General features: G+C 72.0%; 17 protein-coding genes. 5 read left to right on the top strand and 12 right to left on the bottom strand.

Going from position 1 to position 14778, the window contains the following annotated elements:
• Positions 1–18: 18 nt before the first annotated feature.
• The 8 genes from hisF to hisD are packed head-to-tail and all read right to left on the bottom strand — an operon-like array spanning position 19 to position 5771.
• Positions 19–774 carry an imidazole glycerol phosphate synthase subunit HisF gene (hisF, locus tag ABCR94_RS22620; RefSeq protein WP_347121625.1) on the bottom strand — a complete coding sequence of 252 codons (756 nt, stop codon included), beginning with the start codon at positions 772–774 and terminating at the stop codon, positions 19–21.
• On the bottom strand, positions 771–1169 hold the full coding sequence (locus ABCR94_RS22615) for a RidA family protein (RefSeq protein ID WP_347121624.1): 399 nt from the start codon (positions 1167–1169) through the stop codon (positions 771–773). The genes hisF and ABCR94_RS22615 overlap by 4 nt, the downstream gene beginning before the upstream one ends.
• Entirely contained in the window at positions 1166–1897 is a 732-nt protein-coding gene (gene priA / locus ABCR94_RS22610) for a bifunctional 1-(5-phosphoribosyl)-5-((5-phosphoribosylamino)methylideneamino)imidazole-4-carboxamide isomerase/phosphoribosylanthranilate isomerase PriA (RefSeq protein ID WP_347121622.1), read from the bottom strand. The genes ABCR94_RS22615 and priA overlap by 4 nt, the downstream gene beginning before the upstream one ends.
• On the bottom strand, positions 1897–2544 hold the full coding sequence (hisH, locus tag ABCR94_RS22605) for an imidazole glycerol phosphate synthase subunit HisH (RefSeq protein WP_347122017.1): 648 nt from the start codon (positions 2542–2544) through the stop codon (positions 1897–1899). The genes priA and hisH overlap by 1 nt, the downstream gene beginning before the upstream one ends.
• Positions 2535–2702 carry a CG2302 family histidine operon protein gene (locus tag ABCR94_RS22600; RefSeq protein WP_283516172.1) on the bottom strand — a complete coding sequence of 56 codons (168 nt, stop codon included), beginning with the start codon at positions 2700–2702 and terminating at the stop codon, positions 2535–2537. Before ABCR94_RS22600 ends, hisH begins: the two co-directional genes overlap by 10 nt.
• A complete protein-coding gene (hisB, locus tag ABCR94_RS22595) occupies positions 2699–3301 on the bottom strand; it encodes an imidazoleglycerol-phosphate dehydratase HisB (protein WP_347121620.1) in 603 nt (200 codons plus the stop codon). The genes ABCR94_RS22600 and hisB overlap by 4 nt, the downstream gene beginning before the upstream one ends.
• Positions 3298–4440 carry a histidinol-phosphate transaminase gene (locus tag ABCR94_RS22590; protein WP_347121619.1) on the bottom strand — a complete coding sequence of 381 codons (1143 nt, stop codon included), beginning with the start codon at positions 4438–4440 and terminating at the stop codon, positions 3298–3300. The genes hisB and ABCR94_RS22590 overlap by 4 nt, the downstream gene beginning before the upstream one ends.
• A complete protein-coding gene (gene hisD / locus ABCR94_RS22585; RefSeq protein WP_347121617.1) occupies positions 4437–5771 on the bottom strand; it encodes a histidinol dehydrogenase in 1335 nt (444 codons plus the stop codon). Before hisD ends, ABCR94_RS22590 begins: the two co-directional genes overlap by 4 nt.
• 159 nt (positions 5772–5930) lie before the next feature.
• Here hisD and ABCR94_RS22580 point away from each other — a divergent pair, with 159 nt between their 5' ends.
• The 4 genes from ABCR94_RS22580 (at position 5931) to ybaK (ending at position 9988) form a co-directional block, all read left to right on the top strand.
• Entirely contained in the window at positions 5931–7538 is a 1608-nt protein-coding gene (locus ABCR94_RS22580; RefSeq protein WP_347121616.1) for an oxidoreductase, read from the top strand.
• A gap of 131 nt (positions 7539–7669) precedes the next feature.
• Positions 7670–8707 carry a hypothetical protein gene (locus ABCR94_RS22575; protein WP_347121615.1) on the top strand — a complete coding sequence of 346 codons (1038 nt, stop codon included), beginning with the start codon at positions 7670–7672 and terminating at the stop codon, positions 8705–8707.
• A 5-nt stretch (positions 8708–8712) separates the two neighbouring features.
• Positions 8713–9474, top strand: a complete 762-nt coding sequence (locus tag ABCR94_RS22570) for an LON peptidase substrate-binding domain-containing protein (protein ID WP_347121613.1) — start codon at positions 8713–8715, stop codon at positions 9472–9474.
• Between the two features lie 19 nt (positions 9475–9493).
• Complete coding sequence (gene ybaK, locus ABCR94_RS22565) at positions 9494–9988, top strand: Cys-tRNA(Pro) deacylase (protein ID WP_347121611.1); 495 nt, start codon at positions 9494–9496, stop codon at positions 9986–9988.
• A gap of 175 nt (positions 9989–10163) precedes the next feature.
• Here ybaK and ABCR94_RS22560 read toward each other — a convergent pair whose 3' ends face one another.
• The 4 genes from ABCR94_RS22560 to ABCR94_RS22545 all read right to left on the bottom strand — a co-directional run bounded on the left by ABCR94_RS22560 (position 10164) and on the right by ABCR94_RS22545 (position 14370).
• Positions 10164–10895: an ABC transporter permease gene (locus ABCR94_RS22560; protein WP_347121610.1), complete on the bottom strand. Its 732-nt coding sequence runs from the start codon at positions 10893–10895 to the stop codon at positions 10164–10166.
• Positions 10896–10929: 34 nt separating this feature from the next.
• Entirely contained in the window at positions 10930–11757 is an 828-nt protein-coding gene (locus tag ABCR94_RS22555; protein ID WP_521977553.1) for an ABC transporter permease, read from the bottom strand.
• Positions 11754–12725 carry an ABC transporter ATP-binding protein gene (locus ABCR94_RS22550; RefSeq protein ID WP_347122014.1) on the bottom strand — a complete coding sequence of 324 codons (972 nt, stop codon included), beginning with the start codon at positions 12723–12725 and terminating at the stop codon, positions 11754–11756. Before ABCR94_RS22550 ends, ABCR94_RS22555 begins: the two co-directional genes overlap by 4 nt.
• Positions 12726–13029: 304 nt before the next feature.
• Entirely contained in the window at positions 13030–14370 is a 1341-nt protein-coding gene (locus ABCR94_RS22545) for an NYN domain-containing protein (RefSeq protein ID WP_347121609.1), read from the bottom strand.
• A gap of 224 nt (positions 14371–14594) precedes the next feature.
• On the opposite strand from ABCR94_RS22545, the gene ABCR94_RS22540 reads away from it, so the two are divergent.
• The gene (locus tag ABCR94_RS22540; protein ID WP_347121607.1) at positions 14595–14777 is read left to right on the top strand and encodes a hypothetical protein; all 183 of its coding nucleotides are present in this window, start codon (positions 14595–14597) and stop codon (positions 14775–14777) included.
• The last annotated feature ends 1 nt before the right edge of the window (position 14778 follow it).

Here is a 14778-nt window from a genome sequence, read left to right as displayed (position 1 = left end):
CGCGCCACCCGATACGGGCTACCTGACCGGGTGGCCCGCCTCCCGCAGAGTGTTCTTGACCTCGGAGATCCGCAGGTCGCCGAAGTGGAAGACGGAGGCGGCCAGTACCGCGTCCGCGCCCGCCGCGACGGCCGGCGCGAAGTGGTCGAGCTTGCCGGCGCCGCCGCTCGCGATCACCGGGACGGTGACGTGGGCGCGTACCGCCGCGATCATCTCGGTGTCGTAGCCGTCCTTGGTGCCGTCGGCGTCCATCGAGTTGAGCAGGATCTCACCGGCGCCGAGCTCGGCGGCCCGGTGCGCCCACTCGACGGCGTCGATGCCGGCCGACTCGCGGCCACCGTGCGTGGTGACCTCGAAGGTGCCTGACGGGGTGCGGCGCGCGTCCACCGACAGGACGAGCACCTGGCGCCCGAAGCGCTCCGCGATCTCGCGGATCAGCTCGGGGCGGGCGATGGCTGCGGTGTTGACGCCAACCTTGTCGGCGCCGGCCCGCAGCAGCTTGTCGACGTCCTCGGTGGTGCGGACGCCGCCGCCGACGGTCAGCGGGATGAAGACCTGCTCGGCGGTGCGGCGCACCACGTCGTACGTGGTCTCGCGGTTGCCCGAGGACGCGGTGATGTCGAGGAAGGTCAGCTCGTCGGCGCCCTCGGCGTCGTACAGCTTGGCCATCTCCACCGGGTCGCCGGCGTCGCGGAGATTCTGGAAGTTGACGCCCTTGACGACCCGGCCGTTGTCGACGTCCAGGCAGGGGATGACTCGGATCGCGAGGGTCATGACTCGGGTGCTCCTCGGAAGGCTTCGACCTCGACCTCGACGACCTGGGTGGGGTCCACGAAGCCGGAGACAATGATCATTGAGGCGGCCGGGCGGACGTCGTCGAACAGCTCCTTGTGGGCGCGGCCGACATCGTCCACGTCCCGGGCGTGGGTCAGGTACATCCGGGTGCGCACCACGTCCTGCCGGCCGAGGCCGAGCTCTTCGAGGGCGGCGACGGCAACGCCGAACGCGATGATCGTCTGCTCGTAGGGCGTGCCTTCGGCGATCCGGCCGTCGGCGGTCGACGTACAGCCGGACACCAGGACAAGACCGTTGGGCAGCGCCACCGCGCGCGAGTAGCCGAAGGCCTCCTCCCACGGGGCACCGGACGACACACGGCGTACTTCGGTCATGAGGACACAGCCTCCAGCGCTTCTTCGAGGGTGAACGCCTTCGCGTACAGCGCCTTGCCCACGATCGCACCCTCCACGCCGTCCGGCACCAGCGCGGCGATCGCCCGCAGGTCGTCGAGCGAGGAGACGCCGCCGGAGGCGACGACGGGCTTGTCGGTGGCGGCGCAGACGTTCTTCAGGAGCTCCAGGTTGGGGCCCTGGAGCGTGCCATCCTTGGCGATGTCGGTGACGACGTAGCGCGCGCAGCCCTCGGCGTCGAGGCGGGCGAGTGTCTCGAAGAGGTCGCCGCCGTCGCGGGTCCAGCCCCGGCCGCGCAGGGTCGTGCCGCGTACGTCCAGGCCGACGGCGATCTTGTCGCCGTGCTCGGCGATGACCTTGGCGACCCACTCCGGGGTCTCCAGCGCGGCCGTGCCGAGGTTGACGCGGCGGCAGCCGGTGGCGAGGGCCGCGGCGAGTGAGGCGTCGTCGCGGATGCCGCCGGACAGCTCGACCTTGATGTCCATGGAGCGGGCGACCTCGGCGATCCGGGCCCGGTTGTCGCCGGTGCCGAAGGCAGCGTCAAGGTCGACGAGGTGCAGCCACTCGGCGCCGGAGCGCTGCCAGGCGAGGGCGGCCTGGAGCGGGTCGCCGTACGACGTCTCGGAGCCGGACTCGCCGTGGACGAGGCGCACGGCCTGGCCATCGCGGACGTCGACGGCGGGGAGGAGTTCAAGCTTCGCGGAGGGCATCAGAGGGTTCCGATCCAGTTGGTCAGCAGCTGGGCGCCGGCGTCGCCGGACTTCTCGGGGTGGAACTGCGTCGCCCACAGCGCCCCGTTCTCGACGGCCGCCACGAAGCGCTCGCCGTGCGTGGCCCAGGTGACCCTGGGGACGCGGATCTTGGCGTTGGTGACTTCCAGGCTCCAGTCGTGCACGGCGTAGGAGTGCACGAAGTAGAAGCGCGCTTCGGCGTCGAGGCCGGCGAAGAGCTCGCTGTCCTTGGCGGCCTCGACGGTGTTCCACCCCATGTGCGGGACGATCGGTGCCTGGAGCGGGCCGACCGTGCCGGGCCACTCGTCGAGGCCCGCAGTCTCCACGCCGTGCTCGATGCCGCGCTCGAAGAGGATTTGCATGCCGACGCAGATGCCCATGACGGGACGGCCGCCGGCCAGCCTGCGGCCGACGATCCAGTCGCCGCGGGCGTCCTTGAGGCCCTTCATGCAGGCCGAGAAGGCGCCGACGCCGGGGACAAGGAGGCCGTCGGCGTTCATGGCGCGGTCGAAGTCGCGGGTGATCTCGACGTCCGCGCCGACGCGGGCGAGGGCCCGCTCGGCGGAGCGGACATTGCCGAATCCGTAGTCGAAGACGACGACTTTCTTCGCTTCGCTCATCCCCAGAGTCCTTGGATCCGCATGATGCCGGCGGCCAGGCACATCACGGCGCCGAGGCCGAGGAGCACGATGACGCCCTTGGGCAGCTGCTGCTTCCAGAAGGAGTACACACCGCCGAGGAGGAAGAGTCCGACGACGATGAGGATGGTGTTCAGGCCGGTCACAGTGCGCCCTTGGTCGACGGGAGGATGCCGGCGGCGCGCGGGTCGTGCTCGCACGCGTAGCGCAGGGCGCGGGCCAGGGCCTTGAACTGGCACTCCACGATGTGGTGCGCGTTACGCCCGTACGGGACGTGCACGTGCAGCGCGATCTGGGCCTGCGCGACGAAGGACTCCAGGATGTGCCGGGTCATCGTCGTGTCGTACTCGCCGATCATCGGCGCCATGTTCTCCGGCTCGGTGTGCACGAGATACGGGCGACCCGAGAGGTCCACGGTGACCTGGGCGAGCGACTCGTCGAGCGGCACCGTGCAGCTGCCGAAGCGGTAGATGCCGACCTTGTCGCCGAGCGCCTGCTTGAAGGCGGCGCCGATCGCCAGCGCGGTGTCCTCGATGGTGTGGTGCGAGTCGATGTGCAGATCGCCGTCGGTCTTCACCGTGAGGTCGAAGAGGCCGTGGCGGCCGAGCTGGTCGAGCATGTGGTCGTAGAAGCCGACGCCTGTCGACACATCGACCTTGCCGGTGCCGTCGAGGTTGAGCTCGACGACGACCGAAGTCTCCTTGGTGGTGCGCTCCACGCGTCCCACACGTCCTACGCGGCTCATGCGCTCTGCTCCTTCATCATTTCGCGAACCGCATCGAGGAACGCGTCGTTCTCGGCCGGGGTGCCGGCGGTGACCCGCAGTCGGCCCGGTACGCCGTTGTCACGGACCAGGACGCCCTGGTCGAGGATCCGCTGCCATGCCGTGTGGGCATCGTCGAAGCGCCCGAACTGCACGAAGTTCGCGTCCGAGTCCGTGACCTCGCAGCCCATCGCGCGCAACTCGGTGACCAGGCGGTCCCGCTCGGTCTTGAGCTGCTCGACGTACCCGAGCAGGGTATCGGTGTGTTCGAGGGCGGCGAGCGCGGTGGCCTGGGTGACGGACGACAGGTGGTACGGCAGGCGCACCAGCTGTACGGCGTCGACCACCGCGGGATCGGCGGCCAGGTAGCCCAGGCGCAGGCCCGCGGCGCCGAACGCCTTGGACATGGTGCGCGAGAGGACCAGCGTCGGGCGGCCCTCGATCAGCGGCAGCAGGGAGGGGTGGTGGCTGAATTCGGCGTACGCCTCGTCGACGACGACCAGCGTCGGCTTGAGCGCCTGCGCCGCCTCGTACAGCGCGAGGACGGTGTCGGACTCGACGGCTGTGCCCGTGGGGTTGTTGGGCGAGGTGATGAAGACGACGTCGGGCCGGTGCTCGGCGATGGCTTCGCGGGCCGCCGCCACGTCGATGGTGAAGTCCTCCCCGCGCGGCCCGGAGATCCAGCCGGTGCCGGTGCCCCGGGAGATGAGGGCGTGCATCGAGTACGAGGGCTCGAAGCCGATGGCGGTCCTGCCGGGTCCGCCGAAGGTCTGCAGCAGCTGCTGGATGACCTCGTTGGAGCCGTTGGCCGCCCAGATGTTGGCCGTGGCGACCTCGTGCCCGGCGGTGCGGGTGAGGTAGCGGGCCAGCTCGGTGCGCAGCTCGACGGCGTCCCGGTCCGGGTAGCGGTTGAGCGTGCGGGCGGCATCGCGGACACGCTCGGCGATCCGCTCGACGAGCGCCTCGGGCAGCGGGTAGGGATTCTCGTTGGTGTTCAACCGCACCGGTACGTCGAGCTGGGGCGCCCCGTAGGGGGACTTGCCGCGCAGCTCGTCCCGGACGGGCAGATCGTCAATACGGGTGACGCGGGTGCTGCCGGTGACAGGGGTGCTACGGGTCATCGCTGCGGCACCTTCCATCCGTCGAAGCGCGCCTTCACGGCGGCGCCGTGCGCGGGCAGGTCCTCGGCCTCCGCCAGGGTCACCACGTGGTGCGCGACGTCCGCGAGGGCGTCGCGGGTGTAGTCCACGATGTGGATGCCGCGCAGGAAGGACTGGACGGACAGGCCCGAGGAGTGGCAGGCGCAGCCGCCGGTCGGCAGGACGTGGTTGGAGCCCGCGCAGTAGTCGCCGAGGGAGACCGGCGACCACGGGCCGACGAAGATCGCACCGGCGTTGCGCACCCGGTCGGCGACGGCGGCGGCGTCGGCCGTCTGGATCTCCAGGTGCTCCGCGCCGTACGCGTTCACGACGCGCAGGCCCTCGTCGAGCCCGTCGACCAGCACGATCGCGGACTGCCTGCCCGCCAGCGCCGGTCCGATCCGGTCCGCGCGGTGCTTGCTCGCGGCCACCTGCGGGGCCAGCTCCTTCTCGACGGCGTCGGCCAGTGCGACGGAGTCGGTGACCAGGACGGCGGCGGCGAGCGGGTCGTGCTCGGCCTGGCTGATCAGGTCGGCGGCGATGTGCACCGGGTCGGCGGTGTCGTCCGCGAGGACCGCGATCTCGGTCGGGCCCGCCTCGGTGTCGATGCCGATGCGCCCGGTGAAGTAGCGCTTGGCCGCGGCGACCCAGATGTTGCCGGGCCCGGTGACCATGTTGGCAGGGGCGCAGCCGTCGGGGCCCGAGGTGCCGTACGCGAACATCGCCACGGCCTGGGCGCCGCCCGCCGCGTACACCTCGTCGATGCCGAGCAGCGCGCAGGCCGCCAGGATCGTGGGGTGCGGCAGTCCGGCGAAGGCGGCCTGCGGCGGGGAGGCCAGCGCGATGGACGGGACGCCCGCCTCCTGCGCGGGCACCACGTTCATGATCACGGAGGAGGGGTAGACGGACCGGCCGCCCGGCGCATAGAGCCCGACGCGGTCGACGGGCACCCACTTCTCGGTGACCGTGCCGCCCGGGACGACCTGGGTGGTGTGCGTGGTGCGGCGCTGCTCGCGGTGGACCAGGCGGGCCCGCCTGATCGATTCCTCCAGGGCCGCCCGTACGACGGGGTCGAGCTCGGCGAGCGCGTCACTGAGCGCCTGCGCGGGAACCCGCACCCGCTCCAGCTTCACGCCGTCGAACTTCTCCGCGTAGTCGATCAGCGCCGCCGTGCCCCGATGATGGACGTCCTCGCAGATCGGCCGCACCTTCTCCAGGGCGGCTTCCACGTCGAACTCGGCACGGGGCAGCAGGCCGCGCAGGTCGGCGCCCTCGGGGAGGGCGTCACCGCGCAGATCGATTCGAGAGATCACGCGGTCAATTCTCTCAGACCGCCTCGCGCCACCGGACGCCTGTATCACTGGCTGATACAGACCCCAGAACTCGTTCATGACCCCTGGCGTTCAGCCGGTCACTCAGAGGGAAGAACCAAGGTAGGGATCAGGTGTACGAATACGGGAGAGGGGTGGCACTTGACCGAGCCGCAGAGCGACGTCGAAGCGCCCGACTGGCTCAGCGCGTCGGAGCTCGGCATGTGGCAGGCCTTCCGCAACGGCATCACGTACGACCTGAGCACCCGCAATCCCGTCCTGGACGATCCGATGGCCGCCAGGTCCTGGTCCCCCGAGCGCAGTGTGCGCGCCCGTGTGGTGGCGCTGCTGCTGCTCAGCGGTCCTTCCGCGACGCCGGGCCGGGTCGCCTCCCTCAAGCTCAACGGCGTACAGATCACCGGCACCCTCAATCTGGCGGGCGGCCGGGTCGAGCCGTACGTCGAGCTGAACAGGTGCCGCTTCGAGAAGGAGGTGCAGCTGCCGGAGTGCCACTTCACCACGCTGCGGATGGTCGGCTGCTCAATACCGCGGCTGGAGGCCGCCCGCCTGCGCACCCGGGGTGACCTGCACTTACCGCGCTGCCAGGTGCCCGGCGGCATCCGGCTCACCGACGCCCAGATCGGCACGGACCTGCTGATCAGCCAGATCGTCGTGCACCAGGACCGCAAGGGCCGCTCGATCTCCGCGGACGGCCTGTTCGTCGCCCAGGACCTGCAGGCCGAGATGATCGAGTCGCACGGCGAGTTCAGCCTGCGCGGCGCGAAGGTCGGCGTCTCGCTGAGCCTGCGCGGCAGCCGGCTGCGCGCCCCCTACACCCCGGCCGGGCGCCGCGCGCTGAACGCACCGCAGCTGACCGTGGAGCGCACCCTCTACCTGACCGCCGCCGGCCTCGGCCCCCGGAGCGTGCCCCTGGGCGCCACTCCCCCGTACGGCATCTCGAACACCCCGCTCCACGGCACCCGCGTCCAGCACTTCGCGTGCGAGGGCGGCATCAGGCTCGACGACGGGCGGTTCGGTGACGCGGTGGACATGGAGGGCGCCCGGTTCCTCATGTCGATCGGCCAGGAGCTGTCGATGCGCCGGATCCAGGTCCCCGAGCTGCGCTTCCTCGGGGAGCGACCCGAGCACGGCAAGGTGGTGCTGTCCGGCGCGAAGGTCGGCAACCTGGTGGACAGGGCGGCCAGCTGGCCGGGGCCCGGCGGGCTGACGATGAACGGCTTCAGTTACGACAACCTCGTTCCGCGCGGCCAGTTCCCGCTCGCGCTGCGGCTGGAGTGGGTGACGGCCGCGACACCGGAGTACGCCCCGGAGCCGTACGAGCGACTCGCCGCCGTGCTGCGCAACAGCGGCGAGGACGCCGACGCCCGCGAGGTGCTCCTCGCCAAGCAGCGCAGACGCCGCGAGACGCTGCCGGTCGCCGGGAAGCTGTGGGGCCTCCTCCAGGACTGGACCGTGGCGTACGGCTACCGGCCCGGCCGGGCCGCGGTGTGGATGGCCGTGCTGTGGGCCGCCGGGGCGGTGGCCTTCGCCCAGCTGGACCCGGACGCGCTCAAGAACGCCGAGCACCCCAAGTGGAACCCGTCCCTCTTCGCCCTCGACCTGCTGCTGCCGGTGATCAATCTGGGGCAGGAGGGGTACTGGGTGCTGAGGGGTGGCTGGCAGTGGATCGGGGCCGGACTTGTCCTGCTCGGCTGGATCCTGGCCACGACGATCGCGGCGGGCGCCTCGCGGCTGCTGCGCCGGAATTGACGCTCCGCGAGGCGAGAGGCGGCCGATCCCCGCGCATCTTTGCCATCCCTTGACTTCGATCCGCACAACCTTCTCGTCGATACGAAAGCTTCACAGGCCCCCTCTGGCGCGCCTCCCACCTGCGGTTTTCAATGGTTCACACCATGCCTCTCCTTCGCGCACTGATCAGCACCGCGCGCATGATCCGCAACACTCCGGAGCTCGCCGCGGGCCTGCCGTCGGACGACGAGGTGCTGCTCGACGTCCCCGACGACCGAATGGGGCCCACTCTCGTCGCGGCGGCCCTCGGCGACTACGGGCCCGCGGCGAAGCTGCTGGCCGGCACCCGGGAGGCGGCCGAGTGGGAGAACCGCGACCGCTACACCATCCGCCTGGCCACCTTCGCGTACAACCGCCAGGACTGGCTCGACCAGTGGCTGGCGGCCTCGCCGCGCGACCCCGACGCCCTGCTCGTCAAGGCGGAGCTCGCCGTGCGCAGGGCCTGGGAGTCGCCGGCCCGCGCCGAGCGGCTGCGCGAGGTCGGCCCGCTGATCGACGCCGCGGCGCAGGGCTCCGCGCGCGATCCGGTGCCGTGGCGCATCGCCCTCGACCACGCGCGGGGCACGCACGCCTCGTACTCCGCCTTCGGGGAGCTGTGGGGGGAGGCCGTGAGCCGTTCCTCGCACCACTACGGCTGCCATGCCGCGGCGCTCCAGTACCTGTCCGCCCAGTGGTACGGCTCACACCGCGAGTGCTTCGACTTCGCCGAGCAGGCGGCCGCGGACGCGCTGCCCGGTTCGCTGGTGCAGGCCCTCCCGGTCCGGGCCGCGTTCGCGCACCTGCTGAGCGGTGGCGGGACGGTGGTGGCGTACGAGCGGATCGACGCCGCGGCCGACTGCGCCATCGCGCTCTCCGCCCAGTACGCGGCGGGCGATCCCTGGCCGGCCGAGGTCCGCAACCTTCTCGCGTACATGCTGATCAGCCGGGGGCGGTGGGCCGAAGCGCTGGAGCAGTTCCGGCTGATAGGGCCCCACGCGACCTCGTTTCCCTGGGCCTATCTGAGCGAGGACGCGCTCGCGCAGTTCCTGGAACTGCGCGACACCGCACGAATACAGGTCGCTCTGACGACGCCTTTGCGTCCTTCGCGCAGGACGGCACGCAGGATCAGGTCCGACGGCCATTACGCTTGAGCGTTGTGACCACCGCTCGTCTCCCCCTCTTCCCGCTCAACTCGGTGCTGTTCCCCGGCCTCGTACTGCCGCTGAACGTCTTCGAGGAGCGTTATCGCGCCATGATGCGCGACCTGTCGAAGACCACGGACTCGGGGGACGACGACGACGAGGACGAGCCTCGCCGCTTCGTCGTGGTCGCCATCCGCGACGGCCGCGAGGTCGCTCCCAGCGCCCCCGGCATGCCCGACCCGACGGCGGTGCCCGAGCGCGGGCCCGGCGCGGGCTTCGGGCCCGACCCGCTGCAGGCCTTCCACCAGGTCGGCTGCGTCGCGGACGCGGCGACGATCCGCGAACGCGAGGACGGCAGCTACGAGGTCCTCGCCACCGGAACGACCCGGGTGAAGCTGCTCTCCGTCGACGCGAGCGGCCCGTATCTGACGGCCGAGGTCGAGGAGCTGCCCGAGGAGCTCGGCGAGGGCGCGGGCACCCTCGCCGAGGGTGTGCTGCGGGCCTTCCGCAACTACCAGAAGCGGCTGGCGGGGGCGCGGGAGCGCTCACTCGCGAGCGGCGCGGAGCTGCCGGACGAGCCCTCGGTGGTGTCGTACCTGGTCGCCGCGGCCACGGTGCTGGACATCCCGGCGCGCCAGCGCCTGCTCCAGGCGCCGGACGCGGCCACCCGGCTGCGCGAGGAGCTGAAGATCCTGCGCACCGAGACGGCCGTGATCCGCCACCTCCCGTCGCTGCCCGCCGTGGACCTGACCAGGAACCCGACCAGCCCCAACTGATCCCGGAGGCGCAGCCGCCTTGGCGAAGAAGAAGAAGAAGTCGGCGGGCACCCCCGCGACCGTGGCGCTGGCCGCGGCGAACACCGCGTACACCCTGCACGTGTACGAGCACGACCCCGCGTCCCCGTCGTACGGCGAGGAGGCCGCGCGGGCCCTGGGCGTCCCGGCGGACCGCGTCTTCAAGACGCTGGTCGCCGACGTGGACGGCGAGCTGACCGTGGCGGTCGTCCCGGTCGCCGGCTCGCTGGACCTCAAGGCGCTGGCTTCGGCGGTCGGCGGCAAGCGCGCGGCGATGGCGGACCCGGCGGCGGCGGAACGTACGACGGGCTACGTCCGAGGCGGCATCTCCCCGCTGGGCCAGCGCAAACGCCTGCGCACCGTGCTGGACTCCACCGCGTCGGCGCACCCGACGGTATGTGTGTCGGCGGGCCGCCGTGGCCTGGAGGTCGAGCTGTCCCCGGCGGACCTGGCGGCGCTCACGCACGCGGTGATCGCACCGATCGGACGCGCGTAGCCCCTCGACGGCGGCCCCGTCCTCGACTACGAACGAGGGAACACGGCTTTCCGACCGGGGAGGGGTACGCCATGTCCAAGAAGACCCGTATGCGCAAGTGGCGAATCAAAAAGGGTAAAGCCAATCACGGCCGCAGGCCGGCCTGACGAACCCAGCAGTGTCGGCGGCGGACCGGTCAGGCCGGGCCGCCGTCCCCCACACCCGTCTGCGGCGGCGCCACCGGCCCCGCGCCTCCCGCGCCGGGCCCGTACCCAGCCGGCGGCTCGGGCGCGGTCATGGGCGCCCCGTAGTAGGGCGGCATCTCCCACTCCGGCTCGGGATCCCTCGGCCCGAAGAGCGCCGTCAGCGCCAGATGGACCAACAGCGCCGCGAGCGGCCATGCCAGCAGCGCGCCCTTGGCCGCGAGTTCGAGCGGCGCGTCGAAGGGAACCCCCTGGCCGACCTCCCGGGCACGGGCCACCACGTCGTCCGGGCCGCCCCAGACGCCGATGCCCCACGCGAGCAGCGAGCCGAACAGCCCGCCGAGCAGCAGTGCGACCACCAGCGGAACACCGCCGCGCCGGTTGAACCAGAACACGACGGCAGCGCTCACCGCGCCGAACGCGAGCGCCAGCAGGACGAACGTGCCGTCCGCGCCCACCGCCTCCTCGCCCTCGGTGTCCTGGAGGAACACGGCCTTGTCGGTGGAGACCAGCGGCACCCTGGGGGCCAGCCACATCCACAGCAGCCCGAGCGCCACACCGGCGACCGTCAGGGCCGCGACCACCAACGCGGCCCTGGCCACCTCCGTCGAGAGGCCGGGCCCCTCGTCCACGGCGGGCTCGAAGGGAGGAACAGTCCCGGCGTCGGACTTCTGCCAGGGGTCGTTCGGCGGCTGCTGGTGAGGCGGCGTCAGGGGAGCGGTCACTCTGCCATCGTGCCAGGCGCCACGGGCGTGTGCCTCACCGGACCGCTGCCCGCCGGTACGCCCACGTGGCGAGCGCGAGCGACGCGACACCGACCGCCGCGCAGACGGCGAGGTTGAGCGCGACGGCGGACCAGTCCGGATGCGCGTCGAAGGTCCGCGCGAAAGCCTCCACGCCATACGTCGACGGCAGGAGATCGCGGGCGTACGAGATGGGTCCTGGCAGCCGGTCCGCGGGCAGTACGCCGAGCAGCAGCGCCGCGGACATGCCCAGCTGGCCGAGGAGTGTGGCGAGTTCCTGCCGGGGCGCGAGCAGCCCGAGCGCCGCACCGAGCCCGGCGAGGGCCGCGCCGGCGAGCGGGACCACCGCCAGCAGGATCCACAGGTTCGTGAGCGGCAGCTGGAAGAGCACACAGCCGACGACGGCTGTGACGAATGTGCCGGGAACGGTGAACGAGGCGTACGCGCCGGCCGCGCCCAGCACCACCGCGGCGGGCGGCACGGGCAGGGTGGCGTAGTGGTCGAGCCCGCCGCTCGCCCGCAGCTGCCCGAAGTACTGAGCGAGCAGGTTGAGCGCGACGAACGCGACGACCAGCACACTCGACCCCGCGACGACGGCCCGCGCCTCGCCCCCGCCGTCGACGACCCCGCGCATCAGGACCATGATCCCGACAGACTGGAAGGTCGCCACGAAGAGCAGCGGGATGCGCGCCACCCGGGCCCGGGACAGCTGCGCCCGGTAGACGGCGGCGAGCGACGGCAGCAGCCGCGCCCGCGGCGCCAGCGGCGCGGGCCACTCCTCGGTGGCCGTGGCCTCCGCTCGGGTCCAGGACCCGACGACCGCCTCAGCAGGAACGACACTCACCCCTTGACCAGCCCCTTCGTGCTCCCACCGAGTGCGAGATAGACGTCCTCCAGGCTCGGCGTGGCCAACGTGAAGTCGTCGAGCGCCGCGAAAGCGGCGCCCCCGGTCACCGCGGCGACTGCCGCCCGCGCCTCGTCGGGCGCGAGGCGCAGCACCCAACGGCGGCCGGACTCCTGCGCGGATTCCCGCAGCGCCGCGACCTCGGGCACCTCCAGCGGCGCCCGCTCCCGCCATACGAGGTCGAGCCGTACTTCCCCGGCGACGTGCGCCTTGAGCCCGGCGGGGGTGTCGCACGCGATGACCTTGCCGCGTTCGAGCACCGCGACCCGGTCGAGGACTGTCTCGGCCTCGATGACGTTGTGCGTGACGAGCAGCACGGTCGCGCCGTTCTCGGCCCGCCGCCGGTCGACGGCGGCCCACACCGCGCGCCGCGCGACGGGGTCCATGCCGGTGGTGGGTTCGTCCAGTACGAGTACCGGCCGCTCACCCACCAGCACAGCGGCGAAGCACGCGAGCCGCCGCTGCCCACCGGACAGCTTCTTCAACGCACGCCCGGCGATCTCGGTCAGTCCAAGCTCTTCGATTACGTCGTCCCGCTCGGCCCGCGCGGCTTTCGCGGTGAGCCCGCGCAGGCGTCCGGTGGTCTCGGCGGCGAGCGAGACGGTCAGCTCGTCGAGCGCGGTCGACTCCTGCCCGAGATACCCGACGAGCCGCGCGGCCCGCTCCGGAGACCGCACGAGGTCGTGCCCGAGCAGCTCCACGCTGCCGGCGTCGGGCCGCATCAGCCCGGTGAGCTGGCGCACGAGCGTCGATTTCCCGGCGCCGTTGGGCCCGAGCAGCCCGAAGATCTCACCGCGCCGCACATCGAGCGAGATCCCGTCGGTGGCCCGCACCTTGGGCGTCGCGGGTGTCCCGCGTCGGCCCCGGGCGGCGGGATAGGTCTTGACCAGCTCTCGCACGGCACACACGACTCCCGTGTCGCGTCCTGCCTGCGCTGCGCCCGTACTCACGAGGGACGAGCCTACGGGGTTCCGGCCCCCGCACGGCCCGCGGGTCCACCTCCCCACGCCCACGGCACGACCCCACCCCCTCGGCCGAGCCCGGAAACAACAGGCCACACGGCGCGAAGCAGCCCGGGCGGGGCGTGGGGTGCGTCGCACCCCACGCCCCGCCCGGCACCACACCAGGGGTCCGGGGCCCGGCCCCGGTTCGGGAAGGGGCGGGTAGGGGAACAGCCCCGCAGGGACTCGAGCCCGGGCCCCACCCCCCGCGCTACTCCCCCGCCGTCGCGTGCTGTTCCGCCGCCGCCCGCACATCGATCTCGCGCCAGAACCCCGCCCTGATCGCGTACCGGTCGTGCTCGTCGATCTGGTCGTCTTTGTGTGCCAGCAGCCCGAACCGCGCCGCGTACCGCAGCAGTTCACCGTCGATGCGGTGCGGGATCCGCGGATACATCGTCGAGAGCTTCTGGGTGTGTCCCGGCTCCGGCAGCCGCTCCATCCAGCGGCGGGCGAAGACCTGTCCGACCTCGAAGGGGTCACCGCCGACCGTGGTGATGTCCTCCTCACGGTCCGCCCAGCGCTGCTCCGCGCTCGTCAGCTGAGCCAGCGTCGGCAGTGAGGCCGTCTCGGGCGGCTCGCCGAGCGCGCTGCCGCCGCCGGGCCGCTCGACCCAGCCCTTGTCGGACGACCACCGCAGCGTCGCCCCGGCGGGACTCGTGCCCGGCGGTGTCGGATGCTGCGCCGCCTGCGTCCCGGGACCGCGCAGGCTCGCGAGGTCCTTCGGCGTGGGCACACCCCTCGCACCGTGCGCCTCATGCGGCTGCCCGGCCGCGTCCGTCGGCGCTCCGGGCGCCGACGCACCCGCGCCCTCGGCGTCCGGCGCGGCGACCGATCCGTTCCGCACGGCCTGTGCCTGGGCCTGGGCCCGCGCATCGGCCTGCGCCTGCGCCGCCCGCTCCGCCGAAGCGGCGAGCGCCGACTCCGGCAGCGGGGCCGACAGGATGGCGGCGATTTCAGGCCGCGGAGCGGGCGGCGGCGAGCAGACCCCGCCGAGCTCCTTCGCCCGTACCGCCTTGGTGATCCACGCCCGGTCCAGGACCCGCCGCTCGTCGGCCTCGGCGACCAGGTCCTCGGACTGGTTGTAGTCGCCGTCCGCGGCCTGCACCGCCCACAGGTGCATCGCGACGCCGTGCTCCTTGGCTGACATCAGGCCCGGCAGCAGATCACCGTCCCCAGTCACCAGCACGATGTCGGAGCAGGCGCGATTTCTGGCCAGTTCGGTCAGCTCCGCGTGCATCGCCGCGTCGACGCCCTTCTGCGCCCAGCGCCCGTCACTGCGGGTCAGCGCACCGAGCCTGACCGTCACGCGCGGCATGACCCGCAGTCGCCGGTGCTCGGGCTGCGGCACCCGGTCGGGGGCCCCGTCGAACCAGTAGATGCGCAGCAGCGGCTTTTCCGTATCGGCCTCCGCCCGTTCTCGGAGCCCTTGGATCAGGGCGGCGTGATCGACGGTGATGCGGGAACGGGTCGGTTCTCCGGCGAGCAGGCTCGCGGCGGCGCCCAGCAGATAGCCGGCGTCCACCAGGACGACGCAGCGGTCCACGCGTTCCACCCTCTTTCGGGAACCTCGGGATCGGAAGTGCTTCAGGCTTCCTTCGAGTCTGCCCGACTACGTGGGGGTTAACGGCCGGAACTCGATCATCGGCGTGGCGTATCCGTAAGTTGCACTGCGCCACCACAAATTACGCACGGTAATGATCCAAAATGCGCGCTTTGTCGGTATGTGTGAATCTGGTTCCGGCCCTGGCCCCTAGACCCCCCGCAGGAGGCAGCACCATGGCCAAGCACAACAAGAATCGCAAGCAGGGCGCCCAGCAGGACCGGGCGTCCGCAGCGGAGCGTGGATCCGAGCAGGCAAAGGACAGTGCCTTCGAGTCCCAGGCCAAGCCGCAGACGATGGCACAGGGCAGCCCCGCCGATGTTGCCCGTAAGCACCAGAAGCGCTTCGGCCACAACTGAC

Origin of the sequence: Streptomyces changchenzhani, from assembly GCF_039766235.1 — a bacterium.
In the GTDB taxonomy this organism is placed as follows: domain Bacteria; phylum Actinomycetota; class Actinomycetes; order Streptomycetales; family Streptomycetaceae; genus Streptomyces.
This window is presented reverse-complemented; position numbering and strand designations above follow the sequence as displayed.

Coding starts and splice junctions, on each gene's coding strand:
- hisF (WP_347121625.1), bottom strand. CDS start 774: ATGACCCTCGCGATCCGAGTCATCCCCTGCCTGGACGTCGACAACGGC.
- ABCR94_RS22615 (WP_347121624.1), bottom strand. CDS start 1,169: ATGACCGAAGTACGCCGTGTGTCGTCCGGTGCCCCGTGGGAGGAGGCC.
- priA (WP_347121622.1), bottom strand. CDS start 1,897: ATGCCCTCCGCGAAGCTTGAACTCCTCCCCGCCGTCGACGTCCGCGAT.
- hisB (WP_347121620.1), bottom strand. CDS start 3,301: ATGAGCCGCGTAGGACGTGTGGGACGCGTGGAGCGCACCACCAAGGAG.
- ABCR94_RS22590 (WP_347121619.1), bottom strand. CDS start 4,440: ATGACCCGTAGCACCCCTGTCACCGGCAGCACCCGCGTCACCCGTATT.
- ABCR94_RS22575 (WP_347121615.1), top strand. CDS start 7,670: ATGGTTCACACCATGCCTCTCCTTCGCGCACTGATCAGCACCGCGCGC.
- ABCR94_RS22540 (WP_347121607.1), top strand. CDS start 14,595: ATGGCCAAGCACAACAAGAATCGCAAGCAGGGCGCCCAGCAGGACCGG.